Origin of the sequence: Trichormus variabilis 0441 (assembly GCF_009856605.1) — a bacterium.
In the GTDB taxonomy this organism is placed as follows: Bacteria; Cyanobacteriota; Cyanobacteriia; order Cyanobacteriales; family Nostocaceae; genus Trichormus; species Trichormus variabilis.
On the sequence record NZ_CP047242.1, the window covers coordinates 319562 to 336282 of the forward strand.

A 16721-nucleotide genomic window follows, 5' to 3' on the forward strand; every position below is an offset into this window, starting at 1 on the left:
TTATTGCACATTTAAATATTTCATCTATGCAATATAGTGAAATAGCCAGGGAATATACATTATAAAACCCTTATCTTTGCTAGCGACAATATTTTTATCAATTTGTTGCAATTACTTTTGACAACTATTGAAAAAATCCTTAAGCTAATAGATAGGTCTCACCAAATAGCCGGACAACAGCAATTTTGTTAGGTAAATTAAAAATCGCTGTTGTAGCGTATCAATATGAACAAATCAATTCACCTCAATCATTGACTATAAATAATAGCCTCACCCAATTTGTTGATAGCAGGGCTGATACTGGAGTGACCGGACTTCGCTTCGCAAATCTGATAAACAAATTCTGGTCATACGTGAATGCCTATTTTTATGTGAGTAATGTCAATCATTGAAGTTTAGCTGCGGTGCAGTAGATATGTCTAGGAGAGTGCAATGTTTGATTTTCTTACATCTTTGAACGACCACAATTTACCTTATCCAGATACGATACATCCCATCGTTGTTCACTTCGTAATTGCGATGGTATTGTTTGCATTTGCTTGTGATGTGATTGGTTATTTAACTGGTAAAACTCGCCTATTTGAAGTGAGTTGGTGGAATATGTTTGTGGCAACGATCGCCATTTTTGTGGCGATTATTTTTGGTCAGTTTGAAGCTGGTTTAGCAAAACCTTACGAAGTAGTTAAATCAGTCTTGAATCTACATACCTTACTTGGCTGGTCACTTTCGGGAATTATCGCCGCCCTAACAGCATGGCGCTACGTCATTCGTCTCCGCAACCCCCTAAAAATCCCCTTTCATTACTTGGTTGCAGGATTGGTGTTAACCATAATAGTTGGCTTGCAGGTATATCTCGGTGATCAACTGGTGTGGATATATGGACTGCACACCGTACCAGTTGTTGAAGCGGTAAAGGAAGGACTTCTGCCATGAACTCAGAATTAATTGACCAATTAAACGTCCAACTAGGGGCAAATGGGCTACCTTACACAATCCCCATTCATCCAAACTTAGTGCATTTAACCTTGGGCTTGTTCATCATCGGCATTACTTTTGATATCGTTGCCGTACTATTCCCTTGGGACAAATGGGTTTTCAAGTTTTTGGCGATTACTGTAGAACGGGAAAACTTATTTGATGTGGGCTGGTACAACATGGTTGGCTCCACCATCATCACATTTTTCACAGTAGCTGCTGGCTTTTATGAAATGTTTCTCGCTGCACCAGCACCCGAAATCAAAAGTACCTGGGGATTACAAGCCATGCAAACAATGCTTTGGCATGGCGTAGGTGGAGTATTCCTTTTAGGTCTCATTGCTGTCATGACCCTATGGCGGGCATGGCAACGCTATGTCTGGTCTGTGGGAGAAGTTACACAAGTGCAGTGGAGTTATTTAGCCGCAGGTGTAGCCATCATGTTTATCATGTATCTCCACGGCACATTAGGAGCGCAGTTAGCGGCTGAATTTGGCATACACAACACAGCAGATAGCTTATTGCGATTAGGCGAAGACCTTAACACCATCCTCAAGTAATTCTAGAGTCTTTGACCACTAACCATGACAATCCGTAAATTTTTCAACCTTGTGACATTGGTAATAGGCGCGATCGCTGTGACTATTACTAGTTTAGGGATAGGTAAACTAGCTTACACCTGGCTACCACCCCAAGCGGCGGCTGAGTCCGTCTTAATTGATGATTTGTTCAGTTTCTTGGTAACTCTTGGTGCATTCATCTTCCTTGGTGTTACCTGCACTCTGTTCTATTCCTTACTATTTCACCGGGCGGCAGAAAATGACTACAGCGACGGCCCCCACATTGAAGGTAACATCACCTTAGAAGTAGTTTGGACAGCTATTCCCATCCTCTTAGTAGTTTGGATTGCCACCTATAGCTACCAAATCTATGAACAAATGGGCATTCAAGGGCCGACAGCATTAGTACACCTGCATAACCCAATGGGGATGGAGTCAGCTTATGCAGCGACCAACGATGGTTTAGCTGAACCGGAAGAACAGATTGATGTTCTAGCTAAACAGTGGGCGTGGGTATTCCACTATCCCGAAAAGGATGTTACCAGCACCGAGTTACATTTACCAAGCGATCGCCGGGTAAAATTGGCGCTGCATTCTGAAGATGTACTCCACGGCTTTTATATTCCCGCTTTCCGCCTCAAGCAAGACATCATCCCCAACCACAACATCGACTTTGAATTTACCCCCATCCGCAAAGGTAAATATCACCTCACCGACTCTCAATATAGCGGCACATACTTCGCCACCATGCAGGCCAATGTAGTTGTGGAATCTCCCGAAGAGTATCACAAATGGCTAGCCAAAATAGCTACCCACAAACCCGGCACTGCCTACAACCAAGCATCTGCTGAATATGCACAAAGCATCACTCAGCAAGTCAAAACAGGTTGGAAAACCGTAGCACCAGCCCCCGCACCTTTAGTTAATTACCCTGGTTAAAACCCCCACAACAAAACTTCACCCATGACAAACATCCCCATAGACGGCGTTCAACTCCCTGCGGGGAAGCCTCACCACCCATCTCCCGGAGGCTGGAAGGAATATTTCAGCTTTAGCCATGACCACAAGGTAATTGGTATCCAATACCTTGTAACCTCCTTTATCTTCTTTCTCGTGGGCGGTATCTTCGCCATGATACTGCGAGGAGAACTCATCACCCCCGAATCAGACCTCATCGACCGCACCGTATATAACGGAATGTTCACCATGCACGGCACTGTGATGCTGTTCTTGTGGACATTCCCCTCACTCGTTGGGCTAGCTAACTACCTAGTACCCTTGATGATTGGGGCGCGGGATATGGCATTTCCTCGCCTCAACGCCGCCGCCTTCTGGATGGTTCCCGTAGTCGGGATTCTCTTGATGGCTAGTTTCTTTGTCCCTGGTGGCCCAGCCCAATCTGGTTGGTGGGCTTATCCCCCAGTCAGTCTCCAGAATCCCACAGGTAAGTTAATTAATGGTCAAGTAATTTGGCTATTGGCTGTTGCTATTTCCGGTGTGTCCTCAATTATGGGGGCAGTTAACTTTGTTACCACCATCGTTAAGATGCGTGCGCCAGGAATGGGCTTCTTTCGGATGCCTTTGTTTGTTTGGGCAGTCTTTAGCGCTCAAATTATCCAATTATTTGGCTTACCAGCCCTGACAGCAGGTGCGGTAATGTTGTTATTAGACATTACGGTGGGGACTAGCTTTTTTGACCCCAGCAAGGGCGGAAATCCCGTGATGTTTCAACATTACTTCTGGTTCTATTCCCACCCGGCTGTTTACGTCATCATTTTGCCCATCTTCGGTATCTTCTCAGAAATCTTTCCTGTCTACTCTCGTAAACCATTATTTGGTTACAAGGTAGTGGCGATTTCTTCGATGTTAATTGCCGTAGTTAGCGCCATTGTTTGGGTACACCATTTATACGTCAGTGGTACACCTGCTTGGATGCGGATGTTTTTCATGCTGACGACGATGTTAGTATCTGTTCCCACAGGTATTAAGGTATTTGCTTGGGTTGCAACTATCTGGGGCGGAAAAATTCGACTCAACACCCCCATGTTGTTCGCCTTGGGTGGACTAATTTTATTTGTCTTCGCCGGTATTGTCGGCATTATGCTTTCTTCTGTACCCGTGGATGTCCACGTCAACAACACTTATTTTGTCGTCGGACACTTCCACTACGTCCTCTTCGGAACCGTGACGATGGGTATGTATGCAGCCCTCTATCACTGGTTCCCCAAAATGACCGGCAGAATGTACTACGAAGGCTGGGGTAAACTACACTTCTGGTTGACATTCATCGGTACTAACCTCAACTTCTTCCCCATGCACCCCTTAGGTTTACAAGGGATGCTACGCCGAGTTTCTTCCTACGCACCAGAATATGAAGGCTGGAATATCGTTGCTAGTCTTGGTGCATTCTTGTTAGGTATGTCTACTTTGCCCTTCATCTTCAATATGGTGGTTTCTTGGATGCACGGTGAGAAAGCACCAGATAATCCTTGGCGCGCTATTGGTTTGGAGTGGTTGGTTGCTTCTCCACCACCTGTAGAGAACTTTGAAGAAATCCCCGTCGTAATTTCTGAACCTTATGGTTACGGCAAATCAGAACCATTAATTGCAGAAGCTAATAGTCATCACTAATACTCAGTTCGTAGTAAGGACTTTAGTCCTGATTTCCCTCAACACTAAAGTGTTTACTACAAACTATCGAAACAGATCAATAAAAGATTACACAACTCAGAATCTCGCCAATGGACAGCTATATTGTTTCAGATGAGTCGCAGGAACCCCAACATCATGCAGGTGGTGAACACAGTCATGATGAAGAAGGCAATAAAATGTTCGGCTTTATTGTCTTTTTACTATCTGAAAGTGTCATTTTCTTAAGCTTTTTCGCTGGATATATCGTCTACAAAACAACTACTCCTAACTGGCTACCTGTTGGCGTGGAAGGGTTAGAAGTTAAAGACCCGGCAATTAATACAGTGGTGTTAGTTGCTAGTAGTTTTGTGATTTATTTTGCGGAACTTGCCCTAAAACGCAAAAACTTGCGGTTATTTCGCATCTTTTTGTCAGCAACAATGGCGATGGGTAGCTACTTTTTGGTAGGACAAGCCATTGAATGGAGTCACTTAGAGTTTGGCTTTACCTCCGGCGTATACGGAGGAATGTTCTACCTGTTAACAGGGTTCCACGGTTTGCACGTTTTTACAGGGATCTTGTTACAGTTTATTATTCTTGTGCGATCGCTCATTCCTGGTAACTACGATACAGGTCACTTCGGCGTAAATGCCACTTCTTTGTTTTGGCACTTCGTCGATGTCATCTGGATTATTTTGTTTATCCTCATCTACATCTGGCAGTAGCACCAAACTCAATCCCTACCAGTACTTACAAAAATTAACCAATTCAGCAGAGCCAGCGTATTGGGTGGCTCTGCTTTATGCTTGTCTTGCATATCAAGGGTTTGATTCGTCTGCAAAAAATCTTGCCATCATTAGGGTTTTTTAGTGAATTTATAGTACAATTGTACTTATTGGATTTTAAGCCTGGGCGATCGCCTACTAGAAAAACCCTACTGTGAGATCATTACTATGATGACACCAATGCAGGGTGTAGCTGCAACACCAATTGATTCACACCAGTTTGAGCCATACACTAAAGAAAATTCTCAAGCAAACGCAGATTTTTCCTTTCAAACCCTTGCTGATGTCACCAAGGCAATTTTACATCACGCTTTTTGGTTAGCTGAACAGAAACAAAATCTTTCTTTAAGAGAGTATAAAAAACTACTTTGCAATCAAGGTTGGCAAGGAGAGGAAAAGAAATACCTTAAGATTGCTGCCACCTTTGGTAAGTTTGCACCGCAAGACTTTGACCAAGTTGAGCCGAGAACCATATATCAGCTAGCAGAAAGAAGTAAACAGTATCAAAAAGTTATCGATAGACTATTAGATTTAAGTGTAATTAATCAAGAAACGGTACGCACATTAATTCAAAAACAGCGTACCCCCAGAGCAGCTAGACCGCAAAAACCCAGTATTTGGCGACGGTTAAAGAATGGTGGTAGATACTGCCAAATTCCCCCTATTCACGAAGCCTCAGAACAAACTGGGACAACACTGCAAAGAATGATGGATGAGGAAGGATTAAGCGCCCAACAAATCGTAGCAGAAGCGATCGCTCTCCGCCAAGCCTATAAAGAAGGTCAACTGAAAATTTCCTGAGAACAGATAAGTGCTGAATAGGCTAAAGCGCCACACTCAGCACTTATTACTCACTTACTAGGATTTGCTGGTACTGGTTGAGTTTCAAAAGTAGGGTTGAACTGTGTTCCAGGTTGTTGATTTGGTAAAGTTGATGGAGGAGTAAATCCGCTAATGCGATCGCTTCCATCAATACAAGTATCCAGAGCCACATTAGGAGCTAGAGCGATTTCACTACGCAACCCGACAACACACTGAGCAAAACGCACAGGTAATAAACTACGACCACAGTAGTTCAATACATCTGGATTAACCGCTCCTTCAGTATTTTTACTTACAGCGACTACACAAGTAGCTACATCTTTTGGCTGTCTAGCCCGTCTACAGCCAGAAAGCGCATCTACAGCAGGTATCTGCGTCTTTTTGCTAATATCAACCACACAAGCAGATAAATCTGTTGGACGTAATGCCGTAGCACAGCCTTCGGCTGCTGCTTGTGCAGTCACACCCACGCTGATGAGTCTACCCGTACAGGCACGATAATCATTACTGTAAGAAGCAGTAACAGCCACACTGGGGATACTCATTCCCAAAAGCCCAGCTATGGCCAGAACTGGTGTTGTCAACCCCATGAGACGAGTTTTGAGAGCTAATTTGTGTTCTTCCGACCCAAAAACCTGTTTTCTGCACATTGCCGTTCTCCAAACACCCAAAGTTATGCTAACTCAAATGTGCAGCGAATCTTCGGACAATCAGGTAAAACAGCAAATATAAAGTAAAATTTTGCTGATCTGACCAATGATTTTTGCATTTGTGATTTCCAGGTACTTATAATAGTATGTCTGGGTAAAATTAAACAGGATTAAATTAAGGAAACTCATGTCCCGATATCGAGGGCCACGTCTTAGAATTGTACGTCGCTTGGGCGATTTGCCAGGATTAACTCGTAAGAGCGCTAGACGCGCTTATCCACCAGGTCAGCATGGTCAGAACCGCAAAAAGCGCTCTGAGTATGCTATCCGTCTAGAAGAAAAGCAAAAACTGCGTTTAAACTACGGTTTGACTGAAAAGCAACTGTTACGCTATGTGCGTCGCGCTAGACGTGTAACTGGTTCTACCGGACAAGTGCTGCTGCAACTGTTAGAAATGCGCTTGGATAATACGGTTTTTCGTTTGGGTATGGCTCCCACAATTCCAGCCGCTCGTCAGCTGGTAAATCATGGTCATGTCACAGTTAACGGTCGTGTAGTCAACATTGCCAGCTACCAATGCCGTCCTGGCGAAGAAATTGCTGTCAGAGACAAAGCACCATCACGGAAATTGGTAGAAAATAACCTACAATATCCGGGTTTAGCTAACCTCCCCAGCCATTTAGAGTTTGATAAAAACAAGTTGGTTGGTAAAGTTAATGGTGTCATTGAACGTGAATGGGTGGCGCTGCAAGTTAACGAACTGCTAGTTGTGGAATACTACTCCCGACAAGCGTAACGAACTCCCGCCGCCAACTGCCTTAGCAGCACGGCGCGGGCTTCTCCGATTTATTTATCACTGGCATATTTTTATCTTGAGGTCTTCATCAGCAACGACCTCAAAATATTTACAGGGCGGTTGCCTACCTGATGATGAAAATAATGCCGCTTATTGGCAATTGTGTGATCATCCTTTGCCAATTTAGCGGCTTGTATAGAAAATCCTCGTAAAGTAATAGCAATTCAAAATTCAAACGACCCTACGGTAAGGCTTCTCTACGAGACGCTACCGCGTAGCTTGCTTCCCCGGAGGGGTACGCCAACAAAATTCAAAATTAAGAATCAAGACAGGACAAGGGTTTGGGGCTGTATATCTGTCGCATTCTTTTTTCAAATTGGTATAAATTATCTTAATATTTCTGCACCAAGAGCGATAGCTCATCAGCTACCTTGGGTGGAACGCTATCATCTGCATGATTTTTTTATCTACAGATATTTTAACAAGTACAGCATGGTGTAGATAAACATGATGTATTCATTTTAAATTTTTGTGGTGCAGCTTTTCCTGAAGATATTCCACTTTGCGATACTAGTGTTACGACGGCATTTTTTGAGGGAAAGATATATCTAGCTAATTTCCCAGAAACTACCAAACCCTGAAAATTACTTTGGGCTATATATGTGAGTAAAATCCTATGAAAAAAGCTGTGCAGTGGCTGATTAGTAGAAAAAGGTTATTCAGTAGCCAGCTTGTTGTTGTAACTGCGATCGCCTATATATTTAGTATCGGTTGTCATAATAATATCTCTAGTAACAATCAATCTCTTGTAAATAAAACCTCATCCCAGAAAGCCACAGACGATATTAGGGTAGTAAGAAGGACGAGGGAAAGACAAGGTACAGTTTATGATAATACCTCTTTATCATCTGCCAATAAAAATGATTTACCTAAACTAAAAATCGGCGTACTATCTACCCAAAATTTCACAGAACAACAGCAAATCATCAAGCCCCTGAATGATTACTTGGAAACATCTCTGGGACGACAAGTCGATTTTTTCATAGCTAAAGATCACGAAGAAATTATAGAATGGTTGACTCAAGACAAACTAGACCTGGCTTATTTAGGTTCTGTAGCTTATCTTGAGGCAGTAGATAGGGGTGCAGAAATTCAACCATTAGTGACTTCCATCGATAAACATACGGGCCAACCTTGGTATCGAGCTTGTATTATTGTCAAAGCTGATAGTTCTATCAAAACCTTAAAAGACCTCAAAGGCAAGCGCGTTGCTTTTGTAGATAAATCATCTACCTCTGGATATCTCATGCCACTAGCCGCGCTTAGTAAACAAAGTATTGATCCTCAAAAGGACTTTAGAACCGTCATCTATGTCGGCAACCATAGCAAAAGTATAGCAGCATTAGAAAATGGCTCTGTCGATGCAGCTGCAACTAATGTTTCTTCTTACATCACCTTCAAAAACAGTCGTAAGCTCACACCACAAGACTATAGATTAATTTGGGAATCTGCACCCATCCCTAATTTTCCCATAGTAATATCCCAAAAATTGGCGCCAGAATTGATCCAACAGCTAAAGCAAGTTTTTATTAGTACCCCAGAAGGGATGAAAGATATTTTAGGAGCTGAATCAGCCGGTTATACTCTTGTCAGCCCAGACCACTATGCTCCTATTCAACAACTCCGTCAAGAACTCAACTTAATATCCATCCCGAAAAAATGAAAATCTCCACCAAGCTTCTCACAGGTTCTACTATATCTGTCGGACTCGTAGTGGCTATTCTTATCGGCAATACTGTAGTTGTGCAGCAAATTAGGCAGAATGTCCGCGAAAAAAGTTACCAAACTACTCAAACTATAAAGGCCGTTTTAGAAACAAACAATACCTTAAAGTCGGAAATAATTGTCCTCAAAGATATTGTTTTATTCAAAACTAAAAGCACAAGTACAGAAATACTGCACGCCGAATTCCTTGATTCCTTAAATCAAGTAGAACAGTTAATGCCAAACTCACCAGAAATTGCTCTAATTCGTCGGCGGCATCAGTTGCTTGACAATATGGCAGTACAACTAACCCAACGTAGTGCTAGTCCAACATATCTAGAAGATTCTCAGCAGTATTTTAGAGCAATTAATTCTTTTAATCAAGATATTCAGTTATTTCTGGAACAGATAATTCAACGTGCTTATCAAGAGCGAATTTTATTAGAGCAAGACTTACAAAACCTCTACCAAGTACAGAGAATCATCTCTATAGTGGTTGTGGCAATAATTTTAATGCTATTGATTGGGAAATTTATCCTCATTTGGCAACCAACAATCAAATCTATACAAAATTTACAGTTAGGTACGGCAGAAATTGCAGCAGGTAACTTCGATTATCGCTTAAACATCCACACAGGTGATGAAATTGAAGACCTAGCACAATCATTTAATGATATGGCAGGTAAGTTATCCCAATCGCGGGAAACCTTGATGAAAAATACTGAGTTAACTAACATGAATCAGCGTTTGGAATTAGAAATTGCCGAACGCAAACAAGCTGAATTAGAATTGCAAAAAGCTTTACAGGAACTACAGCAAACTCAAGCCCAACTGATTCAAACTGAGAAAATGTCTAGCTTAGGTCAGCTAGTAGCTGGAGTAGCTCATGAAATTAATAATCCAGTTAGTTTTATCTATGGCAATATTATTCATGCCAATGAATATACAGAAAAACTTTTAGAATTAATCCATCTCTATCAACAAGAGTTAAGCAATCCGAGTGCAGTAATTCAAGAAAAAATTGCAGAAATAGACCTAGAATTCTTACAAGAAGACCTTCCTAAAATCCTCAGTTCAATGAAAATGGGGTCTCAAAGAATTCAACAAATTGTTTTATCCTTACGCAATTTTTCTCGACTGGATGAAGCAGAGATGAAAGAGGTAGATATTCATGAAGGAATTGAAAGTACTCTGCTGATTTTACAGAATCGATTTAAGGCTAAATCGCAATCTTATAATATTAAAATTATTAGGGAATATGGACAGCTACCTTTAGTGGAGTGCCATGCAGGACAGTTAAATCAGGTATTTATGAATATTATTAATAATGCCGTTGATGCTTTAGAAGGGTCAGTGGTTAGTGGTCAGTGGTCAATTGTAAATGGTAAAACAACGAATAATGAACGACTGACAACTAACGGCCCCCAAATTACAATTCGTACTGAAATAAATCATAATAACCGGGTGGTAATTAGAATCGCTGATAACGGCCCAGGTATTACTCAACAGGTGATGCCAAAGCTGTTTGACCCGTTTTTCACAACCAAGCCTGTTGGTCAAGGTACGGGTTTGGGTTTATCAATTAGTTACCAAATTGTGGTTGAAAAACATTCTGGAGTCCTACGGTGTGAGTCTGAAATAGGCAAAGGAACAGAATTTTGGATTGAAATTCCTTTACGTCAGGTACAACCTGAGAAATTAGAACACGGTTTCAGTGCAATGCTAACTAGAGAAGTTTAAAACTTTCTCCCCAAGGATAATGGGTTCATAATTATGAATACTGTTAACACTACAGCCTGTACATTTTAAAAACTGCCCTTGGATGAAGAAATTCCCAGAGCAGTAATAAATCAATTCAGGTTTCAAATTTGATAATTTAAACCTCTTCTGGTTCCAGTTGAGCTACTGTAACCGCATTGACAGCAAAGGCAAATACCAACGGCATAGGACACCGGAGTACAAAAGTTGAAACAACCGCTAAAACTGTGCTAACTACGGCTGATATAGACCATAATCTTTCATCAAATGTTAATCCTTTTTCGGCTTTAATTCCTCTAAGGACATGATTAGGAATGGGTTCGGGCATGACGCATCCAGGAGGAAAAGCCCAATAGTGGTTTCTCCTTTCTTCAAATAATTCTGTCCAGCCGTTTTCTTGGCACCATGCTTCGATCCATTCAATAGAGTAGTGTGTCATAATTGCTGTTACTTATTCGGCTTGTTGAATTTGTTGACGTGGTAAAAATAAAGTTTGAGAGAATATATAGCTAGCTAACAGTTCATTAAGGAATTACGATTAAGAGTACTTATAGGAGCTGATTAAGCATCAGAAACATATAATAGTATTCATGCTCATTTCATTGCCTAACGCTCACCTTAATTAATAGACTAACAGTCAATTTTTCCTGGTAAACATAAAAGACAATAAACTTTACCTACAAAAAAACAAAGTAAACAAATGTAAATTGAATAGCAAGCATATACCTCCTCAATGCAAGCAATGAACTCTGGTTTGTCGAAACTCATTGCCTAATCACTAATAAAATTTATATCGCAAAAATCGCCAGCAAAAATCAAGAATTGTAAATAAAAAAATCCTTGATTCAGTTGAGCATTGACTCAATATTTTATATATCTTCTTCCAGTCCTAATTTAGCTAGTACCTCAGGTTATATCTGGTTAACTATCTGTCAGCTTTTAGTCATAAATTTCTGGATATAGGCGGCTAACATCAGCCTTTTGTGACAAAATGTTAAGCAGTAGGTGATTAAAAACAGCTAGAAAATGGGGGAAGAGCTGCAAGTGGTCATAAAAAATGCCGTAGTTGTAAATGCAATCATCAAAAAGTTTTACTGGCAAACAATAACTTTAATTTTGGGGATAGTTGTACTGTGCTTTCCCTACCCAGCTATAGCCGACTGGACTCATCCTCTATCATTTAGTAATGCCGAATTATCTAGGCACAACTTTGCTGGTGAAAGTTTGCAAGCTGCTGAGTTTTCTAACGCCAATCTGGAAATGACTAACTTTGTCGGTGCTGACTTACGTGGTGCAGTCTTAAGTGCTTCCGTGATGACACAAGCAAATCTCCAGGGAGCAGATTTAACGAATGCGATGGTTGATCAGGTAAACTTAACAGGGGCTAATTTAAGTGATGTCGTTCTTAAAGAAGCTCTTTTACTCCGTGCCATATTCGCTAACGTGAACATAGAAGGCGCAGATTTTACGGATGCAATTTTGGATAAAGCACAAATTAAAGAACTTTGTACCAAAGCTAGCGGAGTAAATACAAAAACTGGTGTAAAAACTCGTGATTCTTTGGGATGTCAATGAAGCGTGTAGGTGTAATTGGTGGCGGACAGCTGGCCTGGATGATGGGAGGCGCAGCGAATAAATTAGGGGTTGAATTGATAGTGCAGACTCCTAGCAGTAATGATCCTGCCGTATCTATTGCTCAGGATATTGTTTTGGCAAATATTGATGATGCTTATGCTACAGAGATTTTAGCTCAGAAGAGTGATGTTATCACATTTGAAAACGAATTCGTCAATCTAGAGGCTTTATCTTTATTAGAAATTCAAGGTGTTTGTTTCCGTCCAAAGTTAGACGCTTTGTCACCTCTATTAGATAAATATCATCAACGTTGTTATTTAAAAGATTTAGGTTTACCTGTTCCGCAATTTTATGCACTAGAAAACCAAGAAAATCTGATATCTAAAATAGATGGTTTGGGTTTTCCCTTAGTGTTGAAATCTCGCCGCCACGGTTATGACGGACAAGGTACTTTTATCATTCGTGATTTAGCGACGTTAGAAGAGAAAATAGACTTAAATAACAAGACAAACACTACATATTTAATAGAAGAATTTATCCCCTTTGAACGGGAACTAGCTGTAATTGCTGCCCGTTCTGTAGATGGAGAAATTGTCATCTATCCTGTAGTAGAAACACAGCAAGAACAACAAGTATGTAGACGAGTCATAGCACCTGCTCATATTACACCCAATCAAGCCGCAGCAGCAGAAGCGATCGCCTCTACACTATTAAATAGTCTGGAAGTGGTTGGTGTGTTTGGGATCGAGTTATTTCTCACCGCCGATGGTCGAGTCTTAGTCAATGAAATCGCCCCCCGTACCCACAACTCTGGTCATTTTTCTCTAGATGCGTGTGCAACATCCCAATTTGAGCAACACCTGAGAGCCGTTTGTGGACTACCGTTAGGAAACCCATCATTGCAATGCGCTGGTGCAGTTATGGTCAACCTGTTAGGCTATGAAAACTCCCAAAGTGATTACCAAAGCCAGCGCCAACAACTAGCGGCCATTCCCCAAGCTCACGTTTATTGGTACGGCAAAACAGAATCTCGCCCAGGGCGAAAACTCGGACACGTCACAGTTTTGTTAAATAATCATAACCAAACCACCGCCCAGGAACTCGCTCAAACCGTAGAATCCATCTGGTATCCCAGTTAGGAAAGCAAAGAGAGAAATTTTTGTATTTTGAATTGGTAGAACCTGTTTTTGAAAGCTATAATGAGTGAGTTGCACTGCGACGTTGGTGACTGCCATCAAGTTTTTTGATCTATGTCTTTAAGAAAAAGGGAACCAAACGTCTCTCGTGGCAGTATACCGGGCTTGTACCCGGAAACTTTAAACGAGGAAAATCGGTACCCACCTGGTTTAACCAGGTCATAAACTTAGGTAAAACGGCGTTGCGGTGAACTCAAAATCTTTGGCTCCCAAAGTTTAGTTAAAACTCTGGGAGCTTTAATTATTTATTAGGAAAATTTATAAACCATATAAGTAATTTTTAAGTAAAAATAAATAATCTTATTGATGGCAGAATTTAAAGCTTGTCAACACAGATGCAACAAATTCAACCAACATTTAGAGCGTTAGGGGCTACTTTCACCTGCTGATGAATATAGCATTCTGTATAACTTGATGCGAATTTGGCGATCATTCAGAGTTAAGATCACAAACATCAAAGTTAAATTGTGGTTAAAGATACAAAACCTTGTCAAAACAACAACTTGCCAATCCTGTGTTTCCAGCCTCAGTGTTTCGATTAGACAATGGTTTAACATTTATTCATCAAGAAATCCCCACCACGCCCGTAGTTGTGGCTGATGTTTGGGTGAGAGCTGGAGCAATTCGTGAGCCAGAACCTTGGTTTGGAATGGCACACTTTCTAGAACACATGATTTTTAAAGGCACGGCGACCTTACCCCCAGGAACTTTCGACCATCAGATTGAGAACAGAGGTGGAGTCAGTAATGCAGCTACCAGCTACGATTATGCTAATTACTCTTTGACTACAGCCGCGCCTTACTTGGGAGATACCCTACCTTACTTGGCAGATTTACTATTGAATGCGGCAATCCCAGATGATGAGTTTAGCCGAGAGCGAGATGTAGTGCTAGAAGAAATTCGGGCTTGCTATGATGATCCTGACTGGGTAGGATTTCAGTGTTTGTCGCAAAGCATCTACCAAGACCATCCTTATGGGCGTTCAGTTCTGGGTACCGAGGAAGAACTGATGCAGCAATCACCAGAGGCTATGCGCCGTTTTCATCGCGCTCACTACCAACCGGAAAATATGACAGTAGTGATTGCTGGAGGTATAGCCCAACAACCAGCCTGGGAACTGGTAAACCGTTCATTTGAGAATTTTTCTGAGCCTGTTGAATGTCCAAAAATCAACCCAAAACCCAAGCCAATAATTAAGGGAATTCAACGTCAAGAATTGAGTTTACCACGCATAGAGCAAGCCCGATTGTTGATGGCATGGGTTGTACCAGGAGTGGAAAAACTGCGTACAGCCTACGGCTTAGATTTGTTGTCAGTGGTATTAGCAGAAGGGCGGACTTCTCGCCTAGTCAGGGATTTGCGAGAAGAACTACAATTAGTCCAAGGAATTTGTAGTAATTTTTCTCTGCAATGTGAATCGAGCTTGTTTACAGTTACTGCTTGGTTGGAACCGGAAAACCTAGAACAAGTCGAGGATTTAATTCTGAGTCATTTAGATGATATCCAAACCAGTGGTGTTACCGAACAAGAAATAGCTCGTACCCGCAGACTTTTATGCAACGAGTACGCCTTCTCTACAGAAACCCCCAACCAGCTGACAGGGCTTTATGGCTACTACAACACCATCGCTCAAGCAGAATTAGCAGTCACATATCCACACCAAATTCAATCATTTGATACACAAGAACTGCAACAATTAGCTAAACAGCATCTTTCTCCCCAGAATTACGCTGTTACCATCCTTAAACCTCTGTAGTCGAAAGTCCACAGTCCAGAGTCCACAGTAAGAAACCAATGACTATTGACTATTGACTATTGACAAATGACTATTGACTAATAACAAATGACCCAAACCGTGAAACCATCCCTCGCTCAATCTCCTATTCATCGCACTGTACTGGACAATGGCATTGTCTTGCTGGTAGCAGAAAATCCAGCCGCAGATATTATTGCTGGGCGAATTTTTATCCGTGCTGGTAGTTGCTACGAAAAGCGAGAACAGGCGGGGTTAGCCCATTTGCTGGCTGCTTTGATGACTAAGGGATGTGAGGGACTTTCCAGTTTGGAAATAGCCGAACAAGTAGAGTCTGTGGGCGCAAGTTTGAGTGCAGATACTTCTACTGATTACTTTCTTGTGTCATTGAAGACGGTAACATCGGATTTTCCCGAAATCTTAGCATTAGCGGGGCGGATATTGCGATCGCCTACATTCCCCGAAACTCAAATTGAACTAGAACGACGTTTAGCACTCCAAGACATTCGCTCCCAAAAAGAACAGCCTTTCACCCTGGCCTTTGAGCAAATGCGGCAGGTAATGTATCAAAATCATCCCTACGCCATGTCAGTATTAGGAGATGAGACAACCCTGAACAGCATCACCAGGGCAGATTTAGTAGAGTATCACCAAACTTATTTCCGTCCAGATAATTTAGTCATTAGTGTTGCTGGTCGCATCACCCTACAAGAAGTAGTAGCCTTAGTAGAACAAGTATTCGGTGATTGGCAAACACCAAGTGTAGCCCCAGCAGTAGTTAATTTACCAAAAATCTCAGTTAACCCCCAACACCGCTTAAAGCCTGTACAAACACAGCAATCTATCGTCATGTTGGGTTATTTAGGCCCATCAGTAAGTTCTCCTGATTATGCCTCCCTCAAATTACTTTCTACTTATTTAGGTAACGGTCTTTCTAGCCGCTTGTTCGTAGAATTGCGAGAAAAGCGGGGGTTAGCCTATGAAGTCTCAGCATTCTACCCCACGAGACTTTATCCAGCATCATTTGTAGTCTACATGGGTACAGCGCCAGAAAATACCAGCATCGCCTTAGAAGGATTACGGACAGAAGTAGAGCTACTCTGTAGCAAAGAAGTATCTACAACCAACTTACAGGCTGCTAAAAACAAAATATTGGGACAATATGCCTTAGGTAAACAAACTAACGGACAAATTGCTCAAATCTACGGTTGGTATGAAATTTTGGGTTTAGGAATTGACTTTGACAGAGAATTTCAAGAACTAATTGCTGCTGTGACTGCTCAAGACGCTTTAACATCGGCACAGCAGTATTTACAGCAACCCTATGTGTCTTTAGTCGGGCAAGAAGAGGCAATTAATCGAGCAATTAATTAAGTAGATATTGAGCTGAGATGTAACTAGAAACCTGTGAGCTACAGTGACAAACATCTCGGCTGATTACCCTAAAAGATTTCTG

General features: G+C 41.6%; 16 protein-coding genes and 1 other RNA gene. 15 read left to right on the forward strand and 2 right to left on the reverse strand.

Translation table 11 applies throughout. The features are described 5' to 3' along the window. Window positions 1-432: 432 nt before the first annotated feature. From GSQ19_RS01175 to GSQ19_RS01200, 6 genes are all read left to right on the forward strand, one after another. Window positions 433-933, forward strand: a complete 501-nt coding sequence (locus GSQ19_RS01175; RefSeq protein WP_011320975.1) for a DUF2231 domain-containing protein — start codon at window positions 433-435, stop codon at window positions 931-933. Next, on the forward strand, window positions 930-1535 hold the full coding sequence (locus tag GSQ19_RS01180; protein ID WP_011320976.1) for a DUF2231 domain-containing protein: 606 nt from the start codon (window positions 930-932) through the stop codon (window positions 1533-1535). The genes GSQ19_RS01175 and GSQ19_RS01180 overlap by 4 nt, the downstream gene beginning before the upstream one ends. A gap of 24 nt (window positions 1536-1559) precedes the next feature. Further along, entirely contained in the window at window positions 1560-2474 is a 915-nt protein-coding gene (locus GSQ19_RS01185; RefSeq protein WP_011320977.1) for a cytochrome c oxidase subunit II, read from the forward strand. 24 nt (window positions 2475-2498) lie between these two features. Beyond that, window positions 2499-4166, forward strand: a complete 1668-nt coding sequence (ctaD, locus tag GSQ19_RS01190; protein WP_011320978.1) for a cytochrome c oxidase subunit I — start codon at window positions 2499-2501, stop codon at window positions 4164-4166. 110 nt (window positions 4167-4276) lie between these two features. Further along, window positions 4277-4891, forward strand: a complete 615-nt coding sequence (locus GSQ19_RS01195; protein ID WP_011320979.1) for a cytochrome c oxidase subunit 3 — start codon at window positions 4277-4279, stop codon at window positions 4889-4891. Window positions 4892-5119: 228 nt separating this feature from the next. Further along, complete coding sequence (locus GSQ19_RS01200) at window positions 5120-5752, forward strand: hypothetical protein (protein ID WP_011320980.1); 633 nt, start codon at window positions 5120-5122, stop codon at window positions 5750-5752. Window positions 5753-5802: 50 nt separating this feature from the next. Here the strand turns inward: GSQ19_RS01200 and GSQ19_RS01205 are convergent, their stop codons facing one another. After that, a complete protein-coding gene (locus tag GSQ19_RS01205) occupies window positions 5803-6423 on the reverse strand; it encodes a hypothetical protein (protein WP_011320981.1) in 621 nt (206 codons plus the stop codon). A gap of 187 nt (window positions 6424-6610) precedes the next feature. Between GSQ19_RS01205 and rpsD the strand changes: the two genes are divergently transcribed. From rpsD to GSQ19_RS01225, 4 genes are all read left to right on the forward strand, one after another. Beyond that, window positions 6611-7219, forward strand: a complete 609-nt coding sequence (gene rpsD / locus GSQ19_RS01210; RefSeq protein WP_011320982.1) for a 30S ribosomal protein S4 — start codon at window positions 6611-6613, stop codon at window positions 7217-7219. Then, complete coding sequence (locus tag GSQ19_RS01215) at window positions 7191-7406, forward strand: hypothetical protein (RefSeq protein WP_153228341.1); 216 nt, start codon at window positions 7191-7193, stop codon at window positions 7404-7406. Before rpsD ends, GSQ19_RS01215 begins: the two co-directional genes overlap by 29 nt. Window positions 7407-7895: 489 nt before the next feature. Continuing rightward, window positions 7896-8942: a substrate-binding domain-containing protein gene (locus GSQ19_RS01220; RefSeq protein WP_011320983.1), complete on the forward strand. Its 1047-nt coding sequence runs from the start codon at window positions 7896-7898 to the stop codon at window positions 8940-8942. Next, window positions 8939-10723 carry an ATP-binding protein gene (locus tag GSQ19_RS01225; RefSeq protein WP_011320984.1) on the forward strand — a complete coding sequence of 595 codons (1785 nt, stop codon included), beginning with the start codon at window positions 8939-8941 and terminating at the stop codon, window positions 10721-10723. The genes GSQ19_RS01220 and GSQ19_RS01225 overlap by 4 nt, the downstream gene beginning before the upstream one ends. A gap of 136 nt (window positions 10724-10859) precedes the next feature. On the opposite strand, the gene GSQ19_RS01230 is transcribed toward GSQ19_RS01225, so the two are convergent. Continuing rightward, window positions 10860-11183, reverse strand: a complete 324-nt coding sequence (locus GSQ19_RS01230) for a slr1957 family protein (RefSeq protein WP_455431994.1) — start codon at window positions 11181-11183, stop codon at window positions 10860-10862. A 584-nt stretch (window positions 11184-11767) separates the two neighbouring features. On the opposite strand from GSQ19_RS01230, the gene GSQ19_RS01235 reads away from it, so the two are divergent. From GSQ19_RS01235 to GSQ19_RS01255, 5 genes are all read left to right on the forward strand, one after another. Further along, on the forward strand, window positions 11768-12316 hold the full coding sequence (locus tag GSQ19_RS01235) for a pentapeptide repeat-containing protein (RefSeq protein ID WP_011320986.1): 549 nt from the start codon (window positions 11768-11770) through the stop codon (window positions 12314-12316). Then, window positions 12313-13455 (forward strand): 5-(carboxyamino)imidazole ribonucleotide synthase, encoded by a 1143-nt coding sequence (locus tag GSQ19_RS01240; RefSeq protein ID WP_011320987.1) that lies wholly within the window; start codon window positions 12313-12315, stop codon window positions 13453-13455. The genes GSQ19_RS01235 and GSQ19_RS01240 overlap by 4 nt, the downstream gene beginning before the upstream one ends. Window positions 13456-13523: 68 nt before the next feature. Next, window positions 13524-13707, forward strand: a non-coding RNA gene (gene ssrS, locus GSQ19_RS01245) — 6S RNA. Between the two features lie 319 nt (window positions 13708-14026). After that, complete coding sequence (locus GSQ19_RS01250; RefSeq protein WP_011320988.1) at window positions 14027-15268, forward strand: M16 family metallopeptidase; 1242 nt, start codon at window positions 14027-14029, stop codon at window positions 15266-15268. A gap of 87 nt (window positions 15269-15355) precedes the next feature. Then, window positions 15356-16639, forward strand: a complete 1284-nt coding sequence (locus tag GSQ19_RS01255) for a M16 family metallopeptidase (protein WP_011320989.1) — start codon at window positions 15356-15358, stop codon at window positions 16637-16639. Window positions 16640-16721 lie beyond the last annotated feature (82 nt).

Coding starts and splice junctions, on each gene's coding strand:
- GSQ19_RS01175 (WP_011320975.1), top strand. CDS start 433: ATGTTTGATTTTCTTACATCTTTGAACGACCACAATTTACCTTATCCA.
- GSQ19_RS01180 (WP_011320976.1), top strand. CDS start 930: ATGAACTCAGAATTAATTGACCAATTAAACGTCCAACTAGGGGCAAAT.
- GSQ19_RS01185 (WP_011320977.1), top strand. CDS start 1,560: ATGACAATCCGTAAATTTTTCAACCTTGTGACATTGGTAATAGGCGCG.
- ctaD (WP_011320978.1), top strand. CDS start 2,499: ATGACAAACATCCCCATAGACGGCGTTCAACTCCCTGCGGGGAAGCCT.
- GSQ19_RS01195 (WP_011320979.1), top strand. CDS start 4,277: ATGGACAGCTATATTGTTTCAGATGAGTCGCAGGAACCCCAACATCAT.
- GSQ19_RS01200 (WP_011320980.1), top strand. CDS start 5,120: ATGATGACACCAATGCAGGGTGTAGCTGCAACACCAATTGATTCACAC.
- GSQ19_RS01205 (WP_011320981.1), bottom strand. CDS start 6,423: ATGTGCAGAAAACAGGTTTTTGGGTCGGAAGAACACAAATTAGCTCTC.
- rpsD (WP_011320982.1), top strand. CDS start 6,611: ATGTCCCGATATCGAGGGCCACGTCTTAGAATTGTACGTCGCTTGGGC.
- GSQ19_RS01220 (WP_011320983.1), top strand. CDS start 7,896: ATGAAAAAAGCTGTGCAGTGGCTGATTAGTAGAAAAAGGTTATTCAGT.
- GSQ19_RS01225 (WP_011320984.1), top strand. CDS start 8,939: ATGAAAATCTCCACCAAGCTTCTCACAGGTTCTACTATATCTGTCGGA.
- GSQ19_RS01235 (WP_011320986.1), top strand. CDS start 11,768: ATGGGGGAAGAGCTGCAAGTGGTCATAAAAAATGCCGTAGTTGTAAAT.
- GSQ19_RS01240 (WP_011320987.1), top strand. CDS start 12,313: ATGAAGCGTGTAGGTGTAATTGGTGGCGGACAGCTGGCCTGGATGATG.
- GSQ19_RS01255 (WP_011320989.1), top strand. CDS start 15,356: ATGACCCAAACCGTGAAACCATCCCTCGCTCAATCTCCTATTCATCGC.